This window comes from Streptomyces sp. NPDC050147, from assembly GCF_040660195.1.
Taxonomy (GTDB): domain Bacteria; phylum Actinomycetota; class Actinomycetes; order Streptomycetales; family Streptomycetaceae; genus Streptomyces.
In genome coordinates this window covers 133,748-156,887 of sequence record NZ_JBFALJ010000014.1, presented here as the reverse complement: position 1 = coordinate 156,887, position 23,140 = coordinate 133,748, and the positions used below count along the sequence as shown (strand labels likewise).

Genomic DNA, 23,140 nt, shown 5'->3' with positions numbered 1-23,140 from the left:
AGTTCAACGAAACACTTGAAGTCATGAATCCAGCGGATGACGAACTGACCGGGGCGAAGCCGAACGCGGACACCCCTGAGCCCCAGAGAACAAGCCGACGCCTCACCCCCGCCCGACGACGGTGGTGGACGCTCCTCGCGGTGAGCGCGGCCCAGCTCCTCGTGGTCCTCGACGGAACCATCGTGAACATCGCGCTCCCGTCCGCGCAGAGCGCTCTCGGCATGTCCGACGCGAGCCGGCAGTGGGCGATCACCGCGTACGCACTCGCCTTCGGCGGACTCTTGCTCATCGGCGGCAGGGTCAGCAGCGCGCTGGGCCACCGGCGTACGTTCCTCATCGGGCTTGTCGGCTTCGCCGCCGCCTCCGCGCTCGGCGGGGCGGCCGTGAATCCCGAGATGCTCTTCGGGGCGCGCGCCCTGCAAGGGGTGTTCGCCGCGGCCCTCGCACCTGCGGGCCTCTCCCTGCTGACGATCACCTTCAGCGAGCCGGGGGAACGCGGCCGGGCCTTCGGGGTGTTCGCCGCGGTGGGCGCCGCCGGATCGGCGGTCGGGCTGGTCGCCGGGGGACTGCTGACCGAGTACGCCGGCTGGCGTTGGTGCCTCTACGTCAACGTGCCCGTGGCTCTGCTCGCCGTGCTCGGCGCGGCGTTCGTGCCGCGGGACCGGCCGGCACGGGGCGAGGGGCGGCTCGACGTCGCGGGCGCCTTGCTCAGCGCCGCGGGCTTCGCCGCGATCGTGTACGCCTTCAACGAGGCCGAGCCTCTCGGCTGGAATGCACCGAAGGTCCTCGTCCTGTTCGCGGGCGGTGTCCTGCTGCTCGCCGCGTTCGCCGCCGTCGAGTTCCGGGCGTCGCGGCCACTGCTTCCGATGCGCGTGCTCGTCCATCGCGCCCGCGCCGGAGCGTTCGTCTCCATCACCCTGTTGTTCGTCGCGATGTTCGGCTTCTACCTGTTCATGAGCTACTACACGCAGACGGTCCTCGGCTACTCACCCGTCGAGGCAGGCCTGACGCTGATCATCAACGCCATGGCCGCCCTGGTCGGTGCGACGCTCATCGCCGGGAGGCTGCACGCTCGTGTCAGGCCCGCCGCACTGATCGTGCCGGGGCTGCTGGCCGCGGCGGCGGGGGTGTTCCTGCTGACCCGCCTGACATCGCAGAGCACGGATGTCTTCGGCCTCTACCTGGTGCCCGCGCTGGTCCTGACCGGCCTCGGCCTCGGCTGCGTCCTGCCGCCCACCGCGAGCCTGGCCACGGCGGGCCTGCCTCCGCACGACATCGGAGCCGCGGCGGCGGCCTACAACGCCTCCCAGCAATTGGGCGCCGCGCTCGGCACCGCCCTGCTCAACACGGTCGCGGCCGGCGCGGGCGCGTCCTACCTGGCGTCCACCGCGGATGCCACCCGCACGGCTGCCTCCGTGCACGGCTACACCACAGCGCTGACGGTCGCCTTCGTCATCCTGGTCGCCGCGGCGGGCGTCACCGCGGCGCTCCTGCGCGCAGACCGTCCATGACCAGGTCGAGGAGCCGTCCGGCGCGCGACTGCCAGTCGCCGTGCGGGTCGATCTGCCAGAGGCCCGCGATGGCGAGCAGGAAGTCGTCGGGCGTCACGCCGGGGCGGATGGTGCCCGCCTCCTCGTTCGCCTTCAGGAGGAGCGTGACGGCCGAGGTCACCGGGCCGTGGCCCACTCCGGCCAGCGTGCCGAGCGTGCTGGTGGCCTTGCGCATCGCGTCGGCGAGACCCGCCTTGGCCATGGCGTACTGCGCCAGGCGGTCCATCCACTCCCGCAGGGCCTGGTCGGGCGCGCGGGTTTCGAGGAGCTGGCATGCGGTGTCGGCGACCTGCTGGACCTCGTAGCGATAGACCTCAAGGACGAGGGCCTCGCGGTTGGGGAAGTTGCGGTAGAACGTCCCTTGCCCGACGCACGCCTTCTTGGCGATCGCGCTGAGCGGGGCATCCGCCGACTGCGTCAGCTCGGCCAGCGCCACTTCCAGGATGCGCTCGCGATTCCGTTGCGCGTCCGAGCGCAGCTGTGGGTCCTTCTTCGGGTGCACTCGTCCTCCTCCCGAGAATCGCGGCCCGGGCCGCTCTTGCTAAGCGGACAGCTGTCCGTTAAGTTTTGAAGCTAACGGACAACTGTCCGCTTAGGGTCACCATACCGGCAGACCCCCCTCACGCACAGCGCCACCACCTCCCTGAGCCTCAGTCGGGACCGCCTCGCGCGACGCTCCCGCTTTTACGTGACACAAGCTGACGCAAGCTGACAGAAGCGAAAGAAGGCTGATCGTGGCCCTATCGACGTCCAGCGCCATCACGCTGAACATCAACGGCGAAAAGCACTCGCTGCCCGTCGACCACCGCACCACCCTGCTCGACGCCCTGCGCGAGCGCCTCGATCTGACCGGCACCAAGAAGGGCTGCGACCAAGGGCAGTGCGGCGCCTGCACGGTGCTGATCGACGGGCGCCGTGCCGTCTCCTGCCTCCAACTCGCCGTCGCCTCCGAGGGGCGCGAGATCACCACCATCGAAGGCGTGGCGCAAGGAGACCAACTGCACCCGGTGCAACAGGCGTTCCTCGACCTCGACGGCTACCAGTGCGGCTACTGCACGCCGGGGCAGGTCTGTTCGGCCATCGCGGTCATCGAGGAACACGCGGCGGGCTGGCCCAGCGCCGCGACCACGGACGTACGGCCCGAAGCGGGCGTCCCCGAGCTGAGCGCCGACGAGATAAGAGAGCGCATGAGCGGCAACCTGTGCCGCTGCGGCGCGTACGTGTCGATCGTCCAGGCGGTCGCGCGGGCGGCGGCCGAGACCCAGGGTACGGAGGCCGTGGCATGAGGGAATTCGGCTATCAGCGGGCGCTCGACGTCCCCGGCGCGGTCGCGCTGCTCGGCGCCGACCCCGACGCGCGCGTCCTGGGCGGCGGCACCAACCTCGTCGACCTGATGAAGAGCGGCGTGGAGCGGCCCGGACTGCTCGTCGACGTACGCGAGTTGCCCCTCGACCGCATCGAGACCACGGACGACGGCGGTCTGCGGATCGGCGCGACCGTCACCAACAGCGACCTCGCGGCCGACCCCGAAGTGCGCCGCCGCTACCCCGCGTTGGCGGAGGCCGTCCTGGCCGGCGCGTCGGGCCAGCTGCGCAACATGGCCACCGTCGGCGGAAACCTGCTCCAGCGCACCCGCTGCGGCTACTTCGCCGACCTGTCCAAACCCTGCAACAAACGCGCCCCCGGCACCGGTTGTTCCGCCATCGAGGGCGAGCACCACAACCACGCCATCCTCGGCGCCACCGAGCACTGTGTCGCCGTCCACCCCTCCGACATGGGCGTGGCGCTCGCCGCCCTCGACGCCGTCATCTCGTACGAGACGGCGGAGGGCACCGGCGAACTGCCGCTCGCGGACTTCTACCTGTCGGTGGGCACCACCCCGCACCTGGAGACCGCGCTGCCCTCCGGCGCGCTCATCACCGGCATCACCCTGCCGCCCGCCCCGGTCGCCGCCCACTCCCGCTACCGCAAGGTGCGCGAGCGCGCCTCGTACGCCTTCGCGATCGGCTCGATCGCCGCGGCACTCGACGTCCAGGACGGTGCCGTACGTGAAGTGCGCCTGGCCTTCGGCGCGGTGGCGTCGCGGCCGTGGCGCGCACGGGAGGCCGAGCGGGTCCTGACCGGCGGACCTGCGACCGCCGAGGCGTTCGCCGCCGCCGCGGACGCCGAACTGGCCGCCGCCCGCACGCTGCCCGACAACGGCTACAAGACGACGCTGATACGCAACCTCGTCGTCGCCCTGCTGACCGAGCTCACCGAGGAGGCCGCCCGATGACCGCGACGACCACGTCCACAGCGGCGTCGAGCGCCGTCGGCGCTTCGTACACCCGCGTGGAGGGCCGCGACAAGGTCACCGGCGCGGCCCGGTACGCGGGAGAGATCCCCTTCGCCGAACTCGCCCACGGCTGGCTGGTGTTGTCCACGATCGCCCGCGGCCGTGTCCTGTCGGTCGAGTCGGATCCCGTGCGCGAGATGCCCGGTGTCCTGGCCGTCCTGCACCACGGGAACGCGCCGCGCGTCGACGGGGACTACGTCGGCATGCTCGGCGCCCCCGACCCGATCGTCGAGGTCTTCCAGCACGACCGGGTGCCGTTCGTCGGCTGGCCGGTGGCGATGGTGGTCGCCGAGACCTCCGAGCAGGCGCGAGAGGCCGCCGAGGCGCTGGTGGTGCGGTACGAGGAGGAGCCGCACGACGTCGCGTTCTTCGCCGCGCACCCCGGCACGTACACGCCGGACGGCGACAGCCACCTGGTGGAGAAGGGTGACCTGGAGGCCGAACTCGCCGCGTCCTCCCATGTGGTGGACGAGGAGTACACCACGCCCGAAGAGCACCACGGCTCGATGGAACCGCACGCGGCGATGGCGCGCTGGGACAACGGACGGCTCGAAGTCGTCGACTCCAACCAGGGCAGCACCTGGGTCGCGGACGAGCTGGCCAAGCTGTTCTCGCTCGACCCGGCATCGGTCCGGGTACGGTCCGAACACGTCGGCGGCGCCTTCGGGTCCAAGGGCGTACGCGTGCACCAGATCCTCGCCGTGATGGCGGCCACGCTGCTCGACCGCCCCGTCCGGGTCGTCCTCAGCCGGCGCCAGCTGTTCACGCTCACCGGCTACCGCAGCCCCACCGCCCAGCGCGTCAGGCTCGGCGCCGACACCGACGGGCGGCTGCGTGCCGTCGACCACCAGGCCCACAGCCTCACGTCGAGGGTCTACGAATTCGTCGAGGGGAGCGCCGGGTTCGGGCGTCCGATGTACGCCGCCGACGCCCACCGGAGCGTCAACCGCGTGGTGCGCCTCGACGTGCCGACGCCGACCTACATGCGCGCTCCCGGTGAGGCTCCGGGATCGTTCGCCCTGGAGTCCGCGCTTGACGAACTCGCCGAGCGGTGCGGTGTCGACCCGATCGCGCTGCGTGCCCGCAACGAACCGGAGGTGGGCCCGGTCTCCGGCCTTCCCTTCGCAAGCCGCAATCTGCTGTCGGCCTTCGAGGAGGGCGCCCGCCGGTTCGGCTGGGCGGACCGGGACCCGCGTCCCGGCCTGCGGCGCGAAGGGCGCTGGCTGCTGGGCACCGGCACGGCGGCGGCCACCTTCCCGGTGATCGTCGCGCCGTCCACGGCGGCCGTGACAGCGGAGGCCGACGGGACGTTCACGGTGCGGATCACCGCGGCGGACGTCGGAACGGGGGCACGGACCGCACTGACGCTGATCGCCGCGGAAGCCCTTGAGGTGCCCCAGGACCGCGTCCGTGTGCGCATCGGTGACAGCGACTTCGGCACGGCGGCGATCTCCGGCGGTTCGATGGGCACCCGCTCCTGGGGCTGGGCCGTCCGGGCCGCGGTGGCCGAGCTGCGGGAGCAACTGGCGCTGGGCGGTGACATTCCGCCGCAGGGGATCACCGTGCGGTCCGACACCACTGCGGCCGTCGGAGCCCTCGCCAAGAAGGAACGACACTCCTTCGGCGCGCAGTTCGCCGAGGTCGCCGTCGACGTCGCCACCGGCGAGGTGCGGGTGCGGCGCATGCTCGGCATCTTCGCGGCGGGCCGGATCATCAATCCGCTGACCGCGCGCAGCCAGTTCATCGGCGGCATGACCTGGGGCCTGTCCATGGCCCTGCACGAGGAGGCCCACCGCGACCAGGCGACGGGCGGCCACGTGGGCGCCGACTTCGCGGGCTACCACTTCGCCGCCCATGCCGACGTGCCGGTCATCGAGGCGGACTGGGTGGAGGACACGGACGCGGACGACCCCGTCGGCATCAAGGGCATCGGCGAGATCGGCATCGTGGGGGTCGCCGCGGCGATCGCCAACGCGGTCTGGCACGCGACCGGCGTACGCCACCGCCACCTGCCCATCCGCCCTGACCGCGTCCTGAACGCGGGAGGAGCCCCGGGTGCTTGACATCGCCGAAGCACTGAACCGCTGGGTCGAGGAGGGCCGGGACTTCGCCGTCGCCACCGTCGTGACGGTGGGCGGCAGTGCGCCGCGTCCGCCCGGCGCCGCTCTCGCCGTCGACAGCGAGGGCACGGTCATCGGTTCGGTCTCCGGCGGCTGTGTGGAGGGTGCGGTGTACGACCTGTGCGTCCAAGCCCTCCAAGATGGCGCGACCGTGCGCGAGCGGTTCGGCTACAGCGACGAGGACGCCTTCGCGGTCGGCCTGACCTGCGGCGGCGTGATCGAGGTCCTGGTCACGCCGCTCGGCGCGGACGCGCCGGGCAGGCGGGTCTTCGCGGCGGCGCTCTCGACCGCCGCCCGCGGCGATGCGGCGGCGATCGCCCGCGTGGCCGGCGGCCCGGCCGAACTCCTGGGCAGGGTCGTGTACGTCCATCCCGACGGTTCGTACGAAGGAGGTCTGGAGGGTCATCCGGATCTCGACCGGACGGTCGTGGGGGAGACCCGCGCGATGCTGGACGCGGGCCGCACCGGCGAGTTCTCCGTCTCGGAGAGCGGATCGCGCTGCGGGGAGCCGCTGACCCTGTTCGTCGAGTCGTGTGTGCCCCCGCCCCGCATGATCGTCTTCGGTGCGATCGACTTCGCCGCCGCCTTGGTGCGCACGGGCAAGTTCCTCGGTTACCACGTGACCGTGTGCGACGCCCGGCCCGTCTTCGCCACCAGGGCCCGCTTCCCCGAGGCCGACGACATCGTGGTCGACTGGCCGCACCGCTACCTCCGGGACACTGCGACTGACGGCCGCACGGTCTTGTGCGTCCTCACCCATGACGCCAAGTTCGACATCCCGCTTCTTGAGGTGGCCCTGCGGCTTCCGGTCGCGTTCGTCGGCGCGATGGGCTCACGCCGCACCCACCTGGACCGCAACCAGCGCCTGCGTGAAGTCGGTGTCAGCGACGATGAGTTGGCTCGTCTCCGCTCGCCGATCGGGCTTGATCTCGGGGCTCGCACACCCGAGGAGACGGCCCTGTCCATCGCTGCCGAGATCGTCGCGGCGCGAAGGGGCGGAAGCGGGGTGCCACTGACCGGTTCCGGCACGCCGATCCACCATGACACGGACGCCGCCGAACGGGGCAAGGGGGCCACCGGATCCCATGCCGCCTAGCACGTGCGGCGCCCCGCAACCGCCGACCGGCGAGCGACCGACCGGCGAGCGCCGTAGTCGTGGGACGACTACGGCGCTTCGCCTGGGCCCCGTCGCCGTACAGAGCCCACGTACGACCTCACGGCACGCGGCTCACCTACGAGGTTCGCCTGCACAGCCCACCTCCTGCACAGCTCGCCTACAGGGCTCAGGTAAACAGCTCACGTACCAGCGCGAACGACCGTACGCGGTCGGCCAGGTCATAGACCGGCGTGACCAGCATCAGTTCGTCGGCGCCGGTGTCCTCGGCGATCCGCGTGAGCCGGGATTCCACCCAGGTCGGTGTGCCATGGGCTTGCTGCGCCGCGAAGACGGCCAGCGCGTCCTCTTCCCGGGGGCTGAAGCGGTGGGCCGCCGCGCCGTCCGGGCTCGGGAACGCCGTGTCGCTCTGCCCCTTGAGCAGACCCGCCTTCACGACGGCCATGGGCCGGGCCAGCTCGTCGGCCCGCTCCTGGGTCGTCGCGCACACCACCTCGACGCACACCAGGACGCGCGGTGCCTCGCACCAGGGGGAGGGACGGAACGTGTCGCGGTAGTGGTCGAGCGCCTCGACGGTGTTGTCGGGGCGGATGTGATGGGCGACGGCGATCGGCAGCCCCAGCTCGGCGGCGAGCGTCGCACCCGCCCGGCTCGACGCGAGCAGCCAGGGCTCGGGCAACTCCCCCAGGCCGACCTCGGTGAGGAACTCCAGGGTCGCCGCTACGTCCCTGGCGTACTCCTCGTCCGTGGCGGGCCCCGCGCCCCGGCGCAGCGCGCGGGCCGCCCCCTCGTGGAAGGTGCCGGGGCCGCGGCCGATGCCGAGGTCGATGCGACCGGGGTGCAGAGCGGCGAGCGTGGCGAACTGCTCGGCCACCATGAGCGGCGCGTGGTGGGGGGCGAGGACACCGCCCGAGCCGACCCGTAGGGCCGACGTCGACGCGGCGATGCGCGCCGTCATGATCGACGGCGGGAAGGCGCCGATCGCGGGGGAGTGATGGTGTTCGGCGAACCACAGCCGGTGGTAGCCGAGACGGTCGAGCTCCCGGGCCGCGCCGTCGCAGGCGCGAAGGGCGTCCGCGGCCGAGGTGCCCGCCTCGACCATGGCGACTTCCAGCGCGGAGAGCGGCAGATCGATCATGCGGCCAGCATAGGGCCGGACGACACGCCGAGCCCCGCCTTTCCCCTTCGTGACCGACACCCGCCCGCGCGGAGAACCAGCCGAACTCCCGTGACCGCGCCGGCAGTTGCCGCCGGCCGCCTCGTACGCCGTCGTGGCGTTCGTCAGGGAGTCGGGATGCCGCCGGGCCGGGCAGGACGCCCAAAACGGACCGGGACACCCGGTGAGTACAGCACGCTCACCGGGTCCCCGGCCGGCCGCGAAAGACCCGCGGCCGCGACCAGGTTCTCGTCGCACTCGATCAGGTCGGCCCGGTGCAGCGGCCACCGCGGATGCACGTTCGGCAGGAACATCTGCCGCCCGAAGAACGTGTTGTGCATGCCCCATCGGGCCGTCAGGAAGTGCTCGAAATCGGTGGGCTCCTCGACCCGCTCGCCCACCCGGACCGCGATCCTGCTGTACGTGCCCCGCGGCCCCGGCCAGCGCCTGGCACTCGTGTACGTGACGGTGTCGCCGCTGTGCCGGATGCTCATCCGCGACCACTGGTACGGCAGCCGGAAGGCACCGCGCGCGACCGCCACCGGTATCAGGCGCGAGGCGTCGAGGGAGCGGAAGACGACGCCGCGGCGGCCATGGGCGTCCACCGAGTAGAGGCGGACGTTGGTCTCGGGAAACGTGCCCAGGTAAGGGATGCCGGGCAGCCGGAACCAGCCGACCCGGTGCATGCGGAACGCCACAAGGCCCACATACGTCGCCCCATCGTGGAGATCGGGAACCGTGCCGGCCGGAAGGAGTGGGGCGACATCCGTCGGGTCCATGGCCCAGTGCACGAAGGCGAGGTCCAGCCACGACTGCGTGAGCAGCGGGTTCTGTGCGGACGCGGGCGGATCGGCGGCTATCGGTTCCGGCACGGCGGGGGTGAGGGCCACGCTTCCAGCATCGCAGGGCCCCGGCCGCGTCCGCCACGGGGGCGGGCGCTGAGGGGGGCGGGCGGCGCGGCATGACTGAGCCCCCGGCTGACCGCGTCAGTGTCCGGGGGCTCGGGTCCGAGCGGGGTCAGGAGCCCGACTGGCGCTCCTGCTCCGCGGCGTTCTTCTCCTTGATGCGTACCGTCTCCTTGCGGACCTCGGCCTGGGTGGCGCGTTCCTTCTGCAGCCACTCCGGGTTGTCGGTCTTGATCGCTTCGATCTGCTCCGTGGTGAGGGCCTCCGTGACCCCGCCACGCGCGAGACCGGCGATGGACACCCCGAGCTTCGACGCGACGACCGGCCGCGGGTGCGGGCCGTTGCGCCGCAGTTCCTGGAGCCACTCGGGCGGCTCGGTCTGGAGGGCGTTCAGCTCGGTGCGCGAGACGACACCCTCCTGGAACTCGGCGGGGGTGGCCTCGAGGTACACACCCAGCTTCTTCGCCGCGGTCGCGGGCTTCATGGTCTGGGTGGTCTGGTGCGACGTCATGCTCCCCAGGGTATCGAGCATGTGAGCTACCGCCGACCACGACCGGTAACCTGGCGGAGTGACGGACTCGCAGGTGACCCCTTCTTTCAGGCTCGCGTACGTCCCGGGGGTGACACCCACCAAGTGGGTGCGGATCTGGAACGAGCGGCTGCCCGACGTGCCGCTGACCCTCGTGGCCGTGGACCCCGGCGAGGCGTTCGAGCTGCTGCGCGGCGGCGGCGCCGACGCCGGTTTCGTACGGCTGCCCGTCGACCGTACGGACCTCAGCGCGATCCCCCTCTACACCGAGACGACCGTCGTGGTGGTCCCCAAGGACCACGTGATCGCGGCGGTGGACGAAGTGACGGCCGAGGATCTGGCCGACGAGATCGTCCTGCACCCCCTTGACGACACCCTCCCGTGGGAGAGCCTGCCCGGGCAGCCCGCGAACGAACGTCCCGCCACGACGACGGACGCCATCGAACTGGTGGCGGCGGGCATCGGGGTCCTCGCCGTCCCCCAGTCGCTCGCCCGCCTGCACCACCGCAAGGACCTCACCTACCGGCCGCTCACCGAAGCCCCCGAATCGCGGGTGGCGCTGTCCTGGCCGCAGGACGCGACCACGGATCTGGTGGAGGACTTCATCGGGATCGTGCGCGGGCGCACCGTCAACAGCTCCCGCGGCCGCTCTCAGACTCCCGCGGCCGCGTCGGCACCGGACCAGTCGAAGCGCAAGAGCCCCGACAAGGGAGGCGCTCGTCGTAAGCCGACGGCGGGCAAGCCCACAGCGAAGACGGGCAAGCCCACCGGAAAGTCGGGCAAGAGCGCGCGGGGCGGGAGCGGCGGCGCGTCGAAGGGCGCCAAGCGGGGCAGGCCCCGCGGTCGCTCGTAGCCACGGCCGTGAAGCCCGCGAGGCGGCCCCGGGGTAGCCGGCTCACCCGGAACCGTTGCGCTGTACCCACCAGGCGAGTACCCCGCCGAGGACGAGAAGCAGGCATATCGCCGCGTTGGTCCGCTTGTAGGCGACGAGGACCGCGGCGAACTCGCGGATCATCGCGGTGGGCCAGAAGTACGCGGCGGTGGGCGAGCCCACGACCTGGCCCCTGATCCCTGTCCGCCGAGCGGTGAGGGCGGCACGGAAGGCGTGGTAGTTGTTCGTGACGATGACGCAACGGTAGTCCGGCTTCGTCTTCTCCATGATCGCCTTGCTGAACCGCAGGTTCTCCTCGGTCGTGGTCGAGCGGTCTTCCCGCTCGATCAGCCCGGCGGGAAATCCGTGGGCGATCAGATCGTCCGCCATCGCGTGGGACTCCGGCAGGTCCTCGTCCGGCCCCTGGCCTCCCGACGTGATGAGCACCGGCGCGTCGCCCCGCTCGGCGAGGCGCGCGTGCACCGATTGCGCCCGCCTGAGGCGACTGGTCAGCAGAGGCGGCACGGTGGATCCACCGACGAGCCCCGAGCCGAGTACGACCACGAAGTCGGCCTCGCGGTGGACCCGTAGGCGCCCGTAGAGGAACGCGTAACAGACCAAGCAGATGAACAGGAACGCGAGATAGGCGGCCAGTCCACCGGCCGCCGTCCCCACGCCGACCCACACCGGCGTCCGTACGACCACGGCCATGACCACCAAAGCCACGACTGCCAGGATCGCCAACGCGGCCACCAGGGACAGCAGGCTGGTGGGACTCCTGCCTTCCTTGCGCACCATCCGCAGGCCGTTGGAGAACAGGAAGCACGTCAGCACGAGGATGGTCACAGCGCCCAGTACCAGCAGCGCCCACGCCACGGCCTGCCCCGACGCCGAGCCGGACCTGATCAGTTGGAACAACCAGCCGGCAAGACCACAGAGCGCGGCGAGCCCCAGGAACACGGCATTGCTGAACTTCCTGCGCTCACGCACCACTCGCACGCAGAAGACGAGGAAGAGAAGAACTGCAGGGGCGTAGACCAACATCCGCGACATCCGCTCAGCGTAGGTGCCGACGGCCCCTGCCCCGGGCCGGAACCGTAGACGTCCGCTGTAGTGATCTCGGGGGTCAGGCCGTGCCCTTATGCGCGTCAGGCAGTTGACCCCGGTATGAAGAAGCGAAGCGTACTGGCCGTTGCCTCCCTCGCCGCCGGGGCTGTCATCGCCGCGATCAGCCCGCCCCAGGGAGCGGACACCGCGGAGACGAGGGAGCCCTCCCACGCCGCGGGCGCTCTGGACGTGATCGGTGACGTCGGCGAGCGGGACGAGGACGCCCCGCCGACGCCCGGCGCCGGTGCGGTCGCCCCTGACGACTCCAACGCCCAGGGGCTCTGAAGCACGACGGACGCGGGGCCGGGACGTACGCGTCCCGGCCCCGCCGCTCGTCAGCCGCCCCGGAACGGTCCATGAGGCCACCGGATGCGAATCATGCCTCGCGGTGTGAGCCTGGATGTGGGGGCGACACAGAGAGGCGGCTGCCCATGTCAGTCATGGACAAGCTCAAGCAGATGCTCAAAGGGCACGAGGAACAGGCCGGGAAGGGAATCGACAAGGCGGGAGACTTCGTCGACGACAAGACCCAGAGCAAGTACTCCGGTCAGGTCGACACCGCGCAGGACAAGTTCAGGGACCAGCTCGGCAGGGACCAGGACCGGCCCCCGCAGTCGTAGACGGCCCGCGTTTGTCAGTGGCCACCGATAGCCTGGGCTCTTCCATCCGCGCTGTGGCTGCAGCGCTGCCGCCCCGCCCCCCCGTGATGCAGGGGGCGGGGCACTCGGCTTTCCGTACGCGTCGGCGGCCACGCCGGGCGCCGGGCGGGTCACGGCAGGACGCGGTAGTGGGTGGTCAGCCGGCGGTCGTCGTCGAGGACGTGAAAGGCGAGGCCGGGGGGCTGTTCGCGGTCCGCGGGCTTGTCGCCCTCCCAGGGCAGGCGCAGAGTCCAGGTGATGGCGGGTCCGACGATCAGGGGGCGCGCCGCGAAGGTGGTGGCGGCCGCGGTGTGGGCGTGGCCGGTGAGGACGGCGGCCACCTGGGGGTGGGCTTCGAGCAGTGCGGCGAGCTGTCCGGGCTGTCGCAGGCAGTGGGCGTCGGGCAGTGGGTGGTGGAGCACGACCGGCGGCTGGTGGAAGGCGAGCAGCGCGGGGGTGTCGTGGGGGAGCGCGGCGAGGGTGGCGTCGATCCAGGCGAGTGTCGCCGCGTCGAGGAGCCCTTCGTCGCGGCGGGGGATGGTGGAGTCGCACATCAGGACGGCGGTTCCGGCGACGTGGTGGACCTGGTTGATGGGGCCCTCGTCGGCGGGCAGGCCCAGCAGGGCCTTGCGGTAGGCGGGGCGCGCGTCGTGATTGCCGGGGCAGGTGAGGACGGGGAAAGGGGCGGCCAGGATCTGGGCCGCTTCCTCGTACTCGGCCTCGTCGCCGTGGTCGGCGATGTCGCCGGTGACCAGGAGCGCGTCGACGGGATGGGGAAGGGCACGCAGGTAGTCCATGACGTGCGTGGCGCGCCGGGTCGCCCTTTCGCTGCCGTCCAGGTGCAGGTCGCTGATGTGGGCAAGCAACGCTGTCATCGCTCTCTCCTCCATGCCTAACGGAAGTTTTTAATTAAGCGTTAGGGACAGTAGAGTGTGCCGGGCGGTGTGATCAAGTGGTTGACGGCGCGGTCCGGAGACGGACGCACCAAGAACCGGAGACGGGCGCACCAAGAAGGAGAGGACTTGTGGAACGCTGGCTGGCGCTGGAATTGGCGAGCACGATCCGCCATGACGGGGACGGCGGCGTCGCCGACGACCTGGCCACGGTCGACGGAGTCACCCGCTGGACGCACGCCCAGGAGGGCCTGTTGCCCGCCCACGTCCGTGCCGGGGAACTGACGGCGGACGACGACCTCAGAGGCGAAGTCGCCGAACTGCGGCGGGCGGTAAGGGCGTTGTTCGCGCGGGCGGTGAGCCCGGCGCCGCCCAGCCCTGCGGACGCGGACCACCTGATGCCCGCCGACAAGGCGCTGGCCCACCTGAACGCGATCGCCGCCGGGCAGCTGGTCGCCCTGCAGTTGGAATGGCCTCACGAAGGAACGCCCGCCGCTCGGCTGCTGACAGAGGAGAGGAACCAGCACGTAAACCTTCTGGCGGCCTTGGCCCGCGCCGCCATCGATTTCCTGAGCGGCCCGCAGCGCGAGCGGTTGCGTGCCTGTACGGCGCCTCGGTGTGTGCGCTACTTCGTCCAGAGCCACGGCCGGCAGGAGTGGTGCAAGGCCTCATGCGGGAACCGGGCCCGTGCGGCCCGCCACTACAAGCGTCACCGCGTGGCAGGAGCCTGAGGGCCCGAGCCCGAACCGTCGAAAGGCCAGGCTCCTACATCGCGATAGTGGATCGGCCCCGGGCCGCGGCCGATGTTGCTGGCGACCAGGTGCAGACGTTCGGCCCGCCATGGGCGCCCGGTGAAGTCGGCGAGCCCGGCAGCGGCTTCCACCGCACACGACGGGGTGTCCCGGCGGGCGCGGGCCAGCGTCAAGTGGGGGCGGAAGGGCCGGCCCGTGTGAGGGACACCGCAGCCGTCGACCACGGCACGTACCTCCGTGGCGAGCAGACGCAGCTCGTCGAGGTCCCCGTCGATCCCGCTCCACAGCACACGCTCGTCGAAGTGCCCGCCGCCGCTCAGCGCCAGCGTCAGCGGCTTGCGCGCGGCCGCGACGCGCGCGAGCGGCGTACGCAGGAGCGGCACCACCGAGACCGGGACCTCGCCGAGGAACGCCAGGGTGATGTGCCAGTCCTCGACGCGGTTCCACCGCATACGCGGATGAGCCTGATAGGCGGGGTCCAGCTCCCGTTCCAGTTCTTGCTTCGCCTCGTCCGGTGGGGCGAGAGCGATGAACACACGAACGGTCGCGGGCGGGTTCTGTTCGTTCACAGAAGACTTCGTACCGCATCCGGGCGGCCCGACAGTCGGCAGGGTCAGCTGCGTAGGGTCAGCGAATGACGAGCCCGCTGTGCGACTGGAAGAGACCGCACCATTCGTTGTAGGGGCGCCGGTCGCACGTGTACGGGTTGGTGATGAGGCGGCCGGAGTTGTCGGTGTTGCGGGCCGCGGTGCCGCCCGGTTTATGGGCCCAGAGGCCGCCCGGGTGCAGGCGGTACCAGTGGTAGTCCCGGATGTTGCCGGGGAAGGTGCCGGTGACGAGCGCCACCACATAGCGCAGCGATCCCGGAGGCTGGCAGTTGCCCCAGATCCGCAGACCGTCGCGCTGTGCCCCGGTGGAGACCTCGCCACAGCGCACCGTGCGGGGAATGGTGTAGCCGTGTGCGCGGCCGGGCTGGGCGAAGGTGTTGGTGCGTCGATTGACCGCGAAGTTGTAGCAGTTGTTGTAGGGCTGGGTGTCGGGTCGGTTCCAGAAGGCCGGGTTGAAGGGCGTCACGTCGTACGCGCAGGCCAGCGCAGCCCGGTGTACGAGGGTCTGTAACTGCTTCTCGACCTCGGCGGCGTCCGCCTCGGAGAGGCCGCCCGACTCGGTGGGTTCGATGGTGGTCGCCCCGCCCGCCCCCTCACGCGCCGTGCGCCGGATCTCCTGGCGGACCGCCTCGCGGAAGGCCTCGGGGTAGCTCTCTTCGAGTGCCTCCGCGTCACTTTCGCCCTCGGCCGGACGCCGCGGGCCGCTCTCGTCGATCGGCATGGTCTCCAGCAGGCGCTCGGCGACGTCGGCGCCGGTGTACGGGTCACGGTCCCCGCCCCCTGCGATCTTGAACACCGCGGGCAGGCCCCCGGTGTCCAGGTCGTCGGTGATCTCCACTCGGATTCCACGGAATCCGAGGCCGGAGAAGCCGTCGGAGACGTCGGCCACCGCTTCTTGATGGTGTGCCAGGAGCTGGATCAGCTCATGCACTTGTTCCTGTTCCTGGATTTCCCACGTGGGATTGGCACGCCCGGAGAAAATGTCCACAGTGATGCGCAGACCCATGATGTCCCCCCTTCGTTCCGTGCTCGACCGCACGAAATGCCCAGCAGCCCTTCTCAGAGTTGTGCCGGGAGCCGGTCAATTGACGGCGACCGCCACGGGAAAAGGGCGCCGGGGCTTGGATGTCGTAGCGGACTTGTACTGCGGCCCTTGAGGCCAGTCAATGGCGAGGGTGTGCGGTCGTCGGGTACGGGGCCTGTTCCGGCCGGTGTACCCGGCAGGTGTTCTCCACCTTTTGATGGCGTGGCAATGCGGCGGGGGGCGGCTACCTGGGCGATACGACGGCGGCTTTGGGAGTGGCGGTAATTGCGGTGGGATCGGGCGAGTCCGTGCGGAGGTAGGCGCGACGCCAGCGGAGGAAGGGCCGCTCGATGCCGTTGTACGTGACCACAGCCGCAGCCAGTGTGACGGGCAGGACGGCCGCTGTCGCGGTGATGAACGCGTCCACCACCGGGCGCCCCGTCAGCTCCAACCACCAGCGGTGGGAGATGATCGCGGTGACGACCATGTAGTGGAGCAGGTAGACGGAGAAACTCATCTCGCCGACCTTGGCGATACCTCTCGACACGACCCCCGTCGAGGAGACCGTGGCCACGTAGGTCAGCACCACCAGAGCCCACAGAACTCCCTCGACGTCGACCCAGAGCAGACGTGCGGCATGCCGTTCGTGGAAGGCGTGGGTCTGGTTGAAGGCCCAGATCGCGCCCGTGACCAGTCCTGTCGCGATTCCGACCTTCAGCAACCCCTGGAACCGTTCCCGGTGGCGCACGAAGAACCAGGCGGCCACCATGCCCAGCAGGAACTGGTCGATCCGTCCGGCGAGGCTGTAGTAGAGCATCGAGTTCACGCTGATGCCGCCGGTGGCCGATGCCCACACCAGGCCGCGGAGCACAAAGACGGCGGCCAGGAGTTTGAACAGGGCCACAGGCCCGCGCTTGGTGAGGAGCCTGCTGAACAGCGGGAACAGCAGATAGAACTGCAACTCGACCGCGATGGCCCACCACATGCTCGAAACGGCCCCCAGGCTGAGGGAGCCGGGCAGATTTCCCAGACCGGCCAGGGACTGGACCACCGCGAGCAGGTTCGCACCCTGCTTGTGCGCGCCGATGCCCAGGATGATCAGCGCGATGTAGAGCGGGAAGATCCGCAGCACCCGATTACCCAGGAACCGGCCGTAGTGGACGTCCTTGCCGAGTGTGCCGATGGTGAAGATGAAGCCGGAAAGCACCATGAAAAGGGCCACCCCGGAATGGCCTTCCAGCACCAGAGTGGCCAGCGGGTTCTCCGAGTACAGCCAGCCGTGCTGGTCCCTGTTCGGGGTCTGCCTGAGAAGCGGAGAGATCATGTGCGTGCCGTGGCAGAGCAGCACCAGCACGGCAGCGTAGGCACGCAAGTGATCGACGGACACGAGGTACTGCCGGTTGCTGCTGCGCATGAGGGGACGACATCAGTCCCCGAGCGGCCGATGCGGTACATGCGCACGCGTCCCTCCATATTGCCGGACAATTTCACTCATCCGAGGAGGTGCGGGCGCTCTGCGCACCTTCTGCGTCTCGCAACCTTCAGTCGGCGCTGTCGTTGGCATGACGAGTGGCCCCCATTCGCAATGTTCTGCGCAGGGGCCTTGGTGACTCCTTATGGAGTGCGGGTACGGGAGCTACGGCACCTTGCACATCTCATTCCTCATCCACAATTCCTTCGGTTTCGGCGGCACGATCCGGACCACCATCAATCTCGCCAACGCGCTCGTAGAGCAGCATGAAGTGGAGATCGTGTCGGTCTACAGGCACCGGGACTCACCCGTGTTTCCCGTTCACCCTCGCATCGTGCTCCGGCACTTGGTGGACCTGAGGAAGGGGACCCCGGGGTACGAGGGTGACCTGCCCGAGGCGCGGAGACCCGCTGCCGTCTTTCCCAGGAGCGAGACGCAGTACCCGTACTACAGCGCTCTGACGGATCAACGGATCGCCCGTCACTTGGGGGCGCTGACGAGCGACGTCGTCGTGGGCACGCGTCCGGGCCTGAACGCGCACATCTGTCTGCAGGCCAGACGGGGGCCGCTGCGCGTAGGTCAGGAACACCTGACATTCCGCAACCACACACGGCCGTTGCGCATGACTCTGCGGCGGCTGTATCCACGGCTGGACATGCTGACGACCACGACCCTGGCGGACGCGGACACCTACCGGAAGAAGATGACACTGCCGGGCGTTCGCGTCGAGGCATTTCCCAATCCCGTCCCGGCGCCGTTGGGCTCCATTCCGGGCGGCAGGGAACAAGCAGTCGTCGCCGCCGGCAGACTCGTTCCGCCCAAACGGTACGACCTGCTGATCCGGGCGTTCGACAGAGTGCGTGCCGAGCGCCCTGACTGGGTTCTGCGCATCTTCGGTCCGGGCATCGGGGGAGGTTGCGGAGTGCAACTCCAGGGACTCATCGAGGAATTGGGCATGGAGAAGCACGCATCCCTTATGGGTGCGGTTTCGCCCCTGGAGCCCGAGTGGCTCAAGGCGGGTCTCGCCGCAAGCGCTTCGGACCACGAGTCTTTCGGCATGACAATCGTCGAAGCGATGCGGTGCGGTGTGCCCGTGGTCGCCACCGATTGTCCGCTGGGGCCCAGAGAGATCATCTCCGACGGAGTTGACGGGCGTCTCGTGCCCGTGGGGGACGAGAAGGCACTTGCCCACCACCTTCTGGAACTCATCAACAGCGACGAGCTCCGTCTGCGCATGGCCGAGGCGGCGCAAGTCTCCGCGGCCCGATACGAGCCGGCGCTCATCGCGGACCGCTTCGCCGATACCTGCGCACAGCTGACGAGGCGCAGCGGCACGCGAGCGGCTTTCCGAGCCGTCGTGCACCAGACCCGAGGCTCAGTGATCGGCGCCGCTTACGGCTTCAAGGAAGCGGTGAAGCAGAGGCTCAACTGAGCCGCTCCGTTCGGACGTTGTCGGGCGCGTTTCGGGTCAACGCCCACAGCGCGAGCCCCACGCAGCTGAACGCGGCACCCAGCGCGCACACGGCGCCCCAGCCGGCCGCCGTGTAGAGGGAGGTCGCGGCGATGGCGCCGGTGGCGCTGCCGATCGAGTAGAAGACCATGTATCCGCCGATCAGCCGGCTGCCCGCTCCCGGGTGCAGCGCGTAGATCAGGGTCTGGTTGGTGACATGGACCGCCTGCACGGCGAGGTCGAGAAGGATCACCCCGACGACCAGGGCCCACAGCGAGCTGCGGGTGAAGGCCAAGGGCAGCCACGAGACGGTGAGCAGCGCCAGGGCGATGCCGGTGGTACGCCGGGCGCGTCCACGGTCGTTGAGCCGCCCCGCCACGGTCGCGGCCAGGGCGCCGACGACGCCGATGAGCCCGAGCGCCCCGATCGCGCCGTGGGACAGGAAGTACGGGGCCTCGCTGAGCGGCAGCGCGACGCTGCTCCACAGCGTGCTGAAGGCGGCGAAGACCAGCAGGCCGAACAGGGCCCGGAGCCGCAGCAGTCGCTCCCGCGCGAACAGGGTGAGCGTGGAGCGCAGAAGCTGTCCGTAGCGCAGGGTTGCCGGGGGAGCGTCACCGCGGTGGTGGGGCAGTACTCGGTACAGGATCAGCGCGACCAGGGCGGTGAGCGACGCCGAGGCGAAGTAGACGGAACGCCATCCCGCGAGATCGGCCATGAGTCCGGATGAGGTGCGGGCGAGCAGAATTCCGATGACCACGCCGCTGGTGACCAGGCCGACGATCCGTCCGCGCTCCGCGGGCGGGGCCAGTGAAGCCGCGAAGGCGACCAACGTCTGCGTGACGACCGCGAGAAGGCCCGTCGCGGCCATGCCCGCGAGCAGTGCCGCCGCCGTGCCGGAGGTGGCCACCACGACCAGCGCCACCACCAGGAGCAGCAACTGGGCCACGACGAGCCGCCTGCGGTCGGCCGTGTCGCCGAGCGGTACGAGGAAGAAGAGACCGAGCCCGTATCCGACATGCGTGAGGGTGACGATGCTGCCGACGAGGGCCGGGCTCATGGCGAGATCGCGGCCCATGGTCACCAGGAGCGGCTGTGCGAAGTAGACATTGGCCACCGAGGTCCCGCAGGCGATGGCGAACAGCATGACGACGCCACGGGTCAGGAAGTGCGCGGAACCCTCCCCATCGCGCGATCCGGCCCGTGGTGTCGAGGTCCCCTTGCTGCCGGGCATCGGCGCCCCTCCGCATTCTGGTTTCAACTTGCTACCAATGATGACGGCGAAGGTAACGCTTTTTGGTAGCATGTTGCAACCATCGTGAGAATTAGTGAGGGACGAGGACGCCATGGTCACCAGGACGCGCTTCGACGACAGCGAATGCCCCGTCGCCCGGTCGGTGGACGCCATCGGCGACTGGTGGTCCCTGCTGATCGTCAGGGACGCCTTCGACGGAAGCCGGCGCTTCGGGGAGTTCCAGCGCAGCCTCGGGGTGGCGAAGAACATCCTCAGCGCGCGCCTGCGGAGCCTGGTCGCCGGAGGCGTCCTCGAATCCGTCCCCGTGTCGGACGGCAGTGCCTACCGCGAATACGTACTGACGCCCAAGGGTGAGGCGCTCTTCCCCGTCATCGTCGCGCTGCGGCAGTGGGGCGAGCAGAATTTCTTCGCCCCCGGCGAACCCCACTCACAGTTGGTCGACCGCCGGGAGGGGCATGGCCTCCGTCCGCTGCAGGTGCTGTCCGCGGACGGGCGACGGCTGAACCCCGACGACACAACCGTCCAGAAGGTCTCCGCCCAGTGAGCGACGGCTGCCTCGGGACATGCGTCGGGACACGCGTCAGGACACGCGCACGTCTACGCCGTCGATGATCAGGGCCTGTCCGTCTCGCAGCGTTCGATGGGCGGTCCCGTCCGCGCGGTAGTTGGCCGCCACGATGCCGCACAGGTCCGTCTCGGGGTGGCCCGGCGAGTCGACGTGGGGCACGACCGCGTGGTCCAGCACCCCAAGCCCCTCCCAGACCGCCGGCTCGCCATACTTCTCGGGCACCACGTCCGGGTCGTCGCAGGGCTCAAGTCCGCGCAGGCTGGGGGCGAGGACGCACGCGCCGGCGCTGTATCCGGCGTAGACCAAGGCGTCGCGCTTCAGGAGCGCGGTCACCGCGGCGTCCGCGCCGCTCCGGGCCAGCGCATAGCGCAGCATGAACGTGTTGCCGCCGCGTACCCAAAGCGCCGGGAAACGGCTCAGCGCGGCCTCGGCTTCGTCTGCGGGACGGTCGAAGAGGTCCCGCAGGTCCAGTTCGCTCGGCCGCAGTCCCAACGAGGTCAGCGCGGCGACCTCTCGCTCCACGCCGGCCTTGCGCGCGTCCTCGGGCAACCCGTCCACGGCGTTCGCGATCACGGCGATCTCAGGTCGAACCCCGGCTTCACCCAGGAGTCCCATGAGCTGCTCAGGGTGGTCGCCCAGACGGAACGAGGAAAGATACATGCGCATGCCGGGACCCTATGCGGAGCTCATCGGTGCTGCGCCGATTTTTCTGTGCACACATGATCTTGTCCGCCGAGGGATAGCCGGGGGCTGCCCATCGCGTCGTGATGGTTGCCAAGAAGGGGAGGGTCGATGGAGGCCTCAAAACACGACGAGTTCCGCGAGTTCGTCTCGATGCGCTCCACCGCGCTGCTGCGGCTCGCGGTGCTGCTCACCGGTGGGGACCGGCACGCGGCGGAGGATCTGCTGCAGGTCGCGCTGATGAAGGCCTACGGACGCTGGGCGGACATCGAGCAGCCAGAGGCGTACGTACGCCAAGTGCTGTACCGCCAGCAGGTCAACCGATGGCGACTGCGCAGACATCGCGCCGAGACGACGGTGCCCGTACTGCCCGAGTCCGGTGGCGAGGCCCACGCCGAGTCGGACTCCGAGTTGCGGATCGCTCTGTGGGCGGCGCTACGTCGGTTGACCAAGCGGCAGCGGGCGGTGGTCGTTCTGCGCTACTTCGAGGATCTGCCGGAGGGCGAGGTCGCGGCGCTGCTGGGGTGCCCGGTCGGCACGGTACGCAGTACGGCGCACCGATCGCTCGCCAAGCTCCGTGCGCTCGTCCCGGAGCTCGGACCCGAAAGGCCCGCGGGACAGGCGCAGTCGCTCAGCTACACGCCGAAGGAGATGCAGGGATGACGACGGAGCGGGTGGAGGAGAAGGTCCGGGAAACGCTGCACGCGGTCGCCCTGGATCAGGTGCGGGCGCCCGGGGACCTCGTCGAGAAGGTGGTGCGGCGGCGCAGCCGGCGCCGCTTCTCGCAGGTCGCGGGGGCGGCGGTGGCTGTTGCCGCGATCACCGTAGGAGCGCTGTTCGGCTTCGAGGGCGCAGGTGCGACCGACGATGGACGGTCCGCACGGCCCGCGACGTCACCGGAGGGCTGGAAGCCGTGGCAGACGAACGCTTCGGGCGCCGGCGAGCGGGGCTGCCTGGTGGACGGCTCCGCGTTGTACTGCAGCGGATCCAGGTTCGACGCCGCCAAGTTCGACGCGAACACCGGCGAGCGGTTGTGGGCGGTCAAGGTCAAGCGGGAAGGCGACGGGATCGACCATCCGTTCGCCGCGCGCGACGGCGTGGTCTACGCCTACCGCAACCACACCACGAAGAACGACGCGAACGGCGACTACAGAGGCGGCACCGATCTGATGGCGGTGGACGCCGACAACGGCGACGTGCTCTGGACGGTCGAGATGCCCCAGGACGACCGCACCGACCAGGCGGCCATGCTCATCGACGGCGCGGTCCTTGCGAACACACCGACGCTTCGTACGATGTCGGCCCTCGACCCGCGGACCGGCAAGGAGAAGTGGCGCCACACCTGGGACAAGGGCGTCGCCTGCCAACGTGCGGTGCTGAGCGGCGTGCCCTATCTGGCCTGCGCGCCGGACGTCGAGAAGCCGGACGGCACCGACATCTTGCGTCTGGACCCCCGCACCGGAGACGCCAGGAAGGTCGCCACGCTCTCCGGGATGCAGCAGCTCGTCGGAACCTCGGGGAACCGGCTGGTCCTGGCCGAGCAGAAGGAGCCCGCGGCCGACCCGAGCTCGTCCAAGCCCAGGGACATGCGGCTGACCACCATCACCGCCTCCGGCAAGCAGACCTCGCACTCCTATCGGGTGGAGGGGCAGTTGGCCATCTCGGACATCCTCGGTGACCGCCTGATCACCGTGACGGGGCAGGGCGAGGCCTCGGCCTATTCGCTGACCACGGGCAAGACTCTGTGGACGCGTCCGGTGGGCATCAAGATGCCCGACGAGGGCGCCATGGGCGTCGCGTCTCCCGTGGTGTCGTTGGCGCAGGGGGTCGTGTACTTCCTCAACGAGGCGGGAGATCTGTCCGGCCTCGATCTGAGCACGGGCGATCAGGTCTGGCGTGGACAGGCGAACCACGACATGCCGGGGCCGCAGATCGGCTTCGCGGACTCGACTCAACTGCTCCTCTACAAGGACGCGTTGGTCGCGCGGAGCGGCAGCGAGATCGTCTCTCTGCTGCCGGGCACCGACGGCTGACCCCGCAGGGCGCCGGGCCGGGGCGGAACTCTCCGCCCCGGCCCGGCGCTCCCTCTGACGCGCGGGGGCACATTCATGTCGCA

Annotated in this window: 24 protein-coding genes; 13 read left to right on the top strand and 11 right to left on the bottom strand. The window is 70.1% G+C overall.

The genetic code is table 11. The annotated features are described in order from the left end of the window. Nucleotides 1-23 precede the first annotated feature (23 nt). Nucleotides 24-1,511: an MFS transporter gene (locus AB0I94_RS22520; protein WP_363311374.1), complete on the top strand. Its 1,488-nt coding sequence runs from the start codon at nucleotides 24-26 to the stop codon at nucleotides 1,509-1,511. On the opposite strand, the gene AB0I94_RS22515 is transcribed toward AB0I94_RS22520, so the two are convergent. Then, entirely contained in the window at nucleotides 1,477-2,052 is a 576-nt protein-coding gene (locus AB0I94_RS22515; protein WP_363311373.1) for a TetR/AcrR family transcriptional regulator, read from the bottom strand. The genes AB0I94_RS22520 and AB0I94_RS22515 overlap by 35 nt on opposite strands. Nucleotides 2,053-2,284: 232 nt before the next feature. Here AB0I94_RS22515 and AB0I94_RS22510 point away from each other — a divergent pair, with 232 nt between their 5' ends. The 4 genes from AB0I94_RS22510 to AB0I94_RS22495 are packed head-to-tail and all read left to right on the top strand — an operon-like array spanning nucleotide 2,285 to nucleotide 7,101. Then, nucleotides 2,285-2,836: a 2Fe-2S iron-sulfur cluster-binding protein gene (locus tag AB0I94_RS22510; protein ID WP_363311372.1), complete on the top strand. Its 552-nt coding sequence runs from the start codon at nucleotides 2,285-2,287 to the stop codon at nucleotides 2,834-2,836. Next, complete coding sequence (locus AB0I94_RS22505) at nucleotides 2,833-3,825, top strand: xanthine dehydrogenase family protein subunit M (RefSeq protein WP_363311371.1); 993 nt, start codon at nucleotides 2,833-2,835, stop codon at nucleotides 3,823-3,825. Before AB0I94_RS22510 ends, AB0I94_RS22505 begins: the two co-directional genes overlap by 4 nt. Next, on the top strand, nucleotides 3,822-5,948 hold the full coding sequence (locus AB0I94_RS22500) for a xanthine dehydrogenase family protein molybdopterin-binding subunit (protein WP_363311370.1): 2,127 nt from the start codon (nucleotides 3,822-3,824) through the stop codon (nucleotides 5,946-5,948). Before AB0I94_RS22505 ends, AB0I94_RS22500 begins: the two co-directional genes overlap by 4 nt. After that, complete coding sequence (locus tag AB0I94_RS22495; RefSeq protein WP_363311369.1) at nucleotides 5,941-7,101, top strand: XdhC family protein; 1,161 nt, start codon at nucleotides 5,941-5,943, stop codon at nucleotides 7,099-7,101. Before AB0I94_RS22500 ends, AB0I94_RS22495 begins: the two co-directional genes overlap by 8 nt. A gap of 187 nt (nucleotides 7,102-7,288) precedes the next feature. Here AB0I94_RS22495 and AB0I94_RS22490 read toward each other — a convergent pair whose 3' ends face one another. The 3 genes from AB0I94_RS22490 to AB0I94_RS22480 form a co-directional block, all read right to left on the bottom strand. After that, a complete protein-coding gene (locus AB0I94_RS22490; protein ID WP_363311368.1) occupies nucleotides 7,289-8,257 on the bottom strand; it encodes an LLM class flavin-dependent oxidoreductase in 969 nt (322 codons plus the stop codon). A 143-nt stretch (nucleotides 8,258-8,400) separates the two neighbouring features. Continuing rightward, nucleotides 8,401-9,165: a DUF2071 domain-containing protein gene (locus tag AB0I94_RS22485; protein ID WP_363311367.1), complete on the bottom strand. Its 765-nt coding sequence runs from the start codon at nucleotides 9,163-9,165 to the stop codon at nucleotides 8,401-8,403. A 127-nt stretch (nucleotides 9,166-9,292) separates the two neighbouring features. Next, nucleotides 9,293-9,691 (bottom strand): DUF5997 family protein, encoded by a 399-nt coding sequence (locus AB0I94_RS22480; RefSeq protein ID WP_363311366.1) that lies wholly within the window; start codon nucleotides 9,689-9,691, stop codon nucleotides 9,293-9,295. A gap of 58 nt (nucleotides 9,692-9,749) precedes the next feature. On the opposite strand from AB0I94_RS22480, the gene AB0I94_RS22475 reads away from it, so the two are divergent. Further along, nucleotides 9,750-10,562, top strand: coding sequence for a LysR family substrate-binding domain-containing protein (locus AB0I94_RS22475; protein ID WP_363311365.1), 813 nt, complete (start codon nucleotides 9,750-9,752; stop codon nucleotides 10,560-10,562). Nucleotides 10,563-10,604: 42 nt separating this feature from the next. On the opposite strand, the gene AB0I94_RS22470 is transcribed toward AB0I94_RS22475, so the two are convergent. Next, nucleotides 10,605-11,624, bottom strand: a complete 1,020-nt coding sequence (locus tag AB0I94_RS22470; RefSeq protein ID WP_363311440.1) for a YdcF family protein — start codon at nucleotides 11,622-11,624, stop codon at nucleotides 10,605-10,607. Between the two features lie 123 nt (nucleotides 11,625-11,747). On the opposite strand from AB0I94_RS22470, the gene AB0I94_RS22465 reads away from it, so the two are divergent. Together AB0I94_RS22465 and AB0I94_RS22460 are read left to right on the top strand one after the other, a co-directional pair. Beyond that, the gene (locus AB0I94_RS22465; RefSeq protein ID WP_363311364.1) at nucleotides 11,748-11,972 is read left to right on the top strand and encodes a hypothetical protein; all 225 of its coding nucleotides are present in this window, start codon (nucleotides 11,748-11,750) and stop codon (nucleotides 11,970-11,972) included. Nucleotides 11,973-12,118: 146 nt separating this feature from the next. Beyond that, nucleotides 12,119-12,307 carry an antitoxin gene (locus tag AB0I94_RS22460; RefSeq protein ID WP_363311363.1) on the top strand — a complete coding sequence of 63 codons (189 nt, stop codon included), beginning with the start codon at nucleotides 12,119-12,121 and terminating at the stop codon, nucleotides 12,305-12,307. A gap of 149 nt (nucleotides 12,308-12,456) precedes the next feature. On the opposite strand, the gene AB0I94_RS22455 is transcribed toward AB0I94_RS22460, so the two are convergent. Beyond that, complete coding sequence (locus tag AB0I94_RS22455; protein WP_363311362.1) at nucleotides 12,457-13,200, bottom strand: metallophosphoesterase; 744 nt, start codon at nucleotides 13,198-13,200, stop codon at nucleotides 12,457-12,459. A gap of 149 nt (nucleotides 13,201-13,349) precedes the next feature. Here AB0I94_RS22455 and AB0I94_RS22450 point away from each other — a divergent pair, with 149 nt between their 5' ends. Continuing rightward, a complete protein-coding gene (locus tag AB0I94_RS22450) occupies nucleotides 13,350-13,949 on the top strand; it encodes a CGNR zinc finger domain-containing protein (protein ID WP_363311361.1) in 600 nt (199 codons plus the stop codon). Here AB0I94_RS22450 and thpR read toward each other — a convergent pair. From thpR to AB0I94_RS22435, 3 genes are all read right to left on the bottom strand, one after another. Next, a complete protein-coding gene (gene thpR / locus AB0I94_RS22445; RefSeq protein ID WP_363311360.1) occupies nucleotides 13,928-14,539 on the bottom strand; it encodes an RNA 2',3'-cyclic phosphodiesterase in 612 nt (203 codons plus the stop codon). The genes AB0I94_RS22450 and thpR overlap by 22 nt on opposite strands. A gap of 58 nt (nucleotides 14,540-14,597) precedes the next feature. Further along, complete coding sequence (locus tag AB0I94_RS22440; protein ID WP_363311359.1) at nucleotides 14,598-15,584, bottom strand: hypothetical protein; 987 nt, start codon at nucleotides 15,582-15,584, stop codon at nucleotides 14,598-14,600. Between the two features lie 262 nt (nucleotides 15,585-15,846). Continuing rightward, complete coding sequence (locus AB0I94_RS22435) at nucleotides 15,847-17,016, bottom strand: acyltransferase (protein WP_363311358.1); 1,170 nt, start codon at nucleotides 17,014-17,016, stop codon at nucleotides 15,847-15,849. Between the two features lie 202 nt (nucleotides 17,017-17,218). On the opposite strand from AB0I94_RS22435, the gene AB0I94_RS22430 reads away from it, so the two are divergent. Further along, nucleotides 17,219-18,505 carry a glycosyltransferase gene (locus AB0I94_RS22430; protein WP_363311357.1) on the top strand — a complete coding sequence of 429 codons (1,287 nt, stop codon included), beginning with the start codon at nucleotides 17,219-17,221 and terminating at the stop codon, nucleotides 18,503-18,505. Here AB0I94_RS22430 and AB0I94_RS22425 read toward each other — a convergent pair. Further along, nucleotides 18,498-19,754: an MFS transporter gene (locus AB0I94_RS22425; RefSeq protein ID WP_363311356.1), complete on the bottom strand. Its 1,257-nt coding sequence runs from the start codon at nucleotides 19,752-19,754 to the stop codon at nucleotides 18,498-18,500. The genes AB0I94_RS22430 and AB0I94_RS22425 overlap by 8 nt on opposite strands. Before the next feature lie 112 nt (nucleotides 19,755-19,866). On the opposite strand from AB0I94_RS22425, the gene AB0I94_RS22420 reads away from it, so the two are divergent. Then, on the top strand, nucleotides 19,867-20,319 hold the full coding sequence (locus AB0I94_RS22420) for a helix-turn-helix domain-containing protein (RefSeq protein WP_363311439.1): 453 nt from the start codon (nucleotides 19,867-19,869) through the stop codon (nucleotides 20,317-20,319). A 36-nt stretch (nucleotides 20,320-20,355) separates the two neighbouring features. Here the strand turns inward: AB0I94_RS22420 and AB0I94_RS22415 are convergent, their stop codons facing one another. Beyond that, on the bottom strand, nucleotides 20,356-21,009 hold the full coding sequence (locus tag AB0I94_RS22415; protein WP_363311355.1) for a Type 1 glutamine amidotransferase-like domain-containing protein: 654 nt from the start codon (nucleotides 21,007-21,009) through the stop codon (nucleotides 20,356-20,358). Between the two features lie 126 nt (nucleotides 21,010-21,135). Here AB0I94_RS22415 and AB0I94_RS22410 point away from each other — a divergent pair, with 126 nt between their 5' ends. Together AB0I94_RS22410 and AB0I94_RS22405 are read left to right on the top strand one after the other, a co-directional pair. Next, nucleotides 21,136-21,687 (top strand): SigE family RNA polymerase sigma factor, encoded by a 552-nt coding sequence (locus tag AB0I94_RS22410; RefSeq protein WP_363311354.1) that lies wholly within the window; start codon nucleotides 21,136-21,138, stop codon nucleotides 21,685-21,687. After that, nucleotides 21,684-23,057 carry a PQQ-binding-like beta-propeller repeat protein gene (locus AB0I94_RS22405; RefSeq protein WP_363311353.1) on the top strand — a complete coding sequence of 458 codons (1,374 nt, stop codon included), beginning with the start codon at nucleotides 21,684-21,686 and terminating at the stop codon, nucleotides 23,055-23,057. The genes AB0I94_RS22410 and AB0I94_RS22405 overlap by 4 nt, the downstream gene beginning before the upstream one ends. Nucleotides 23,058-23,140: the final 83 nt, after the last annotated feature.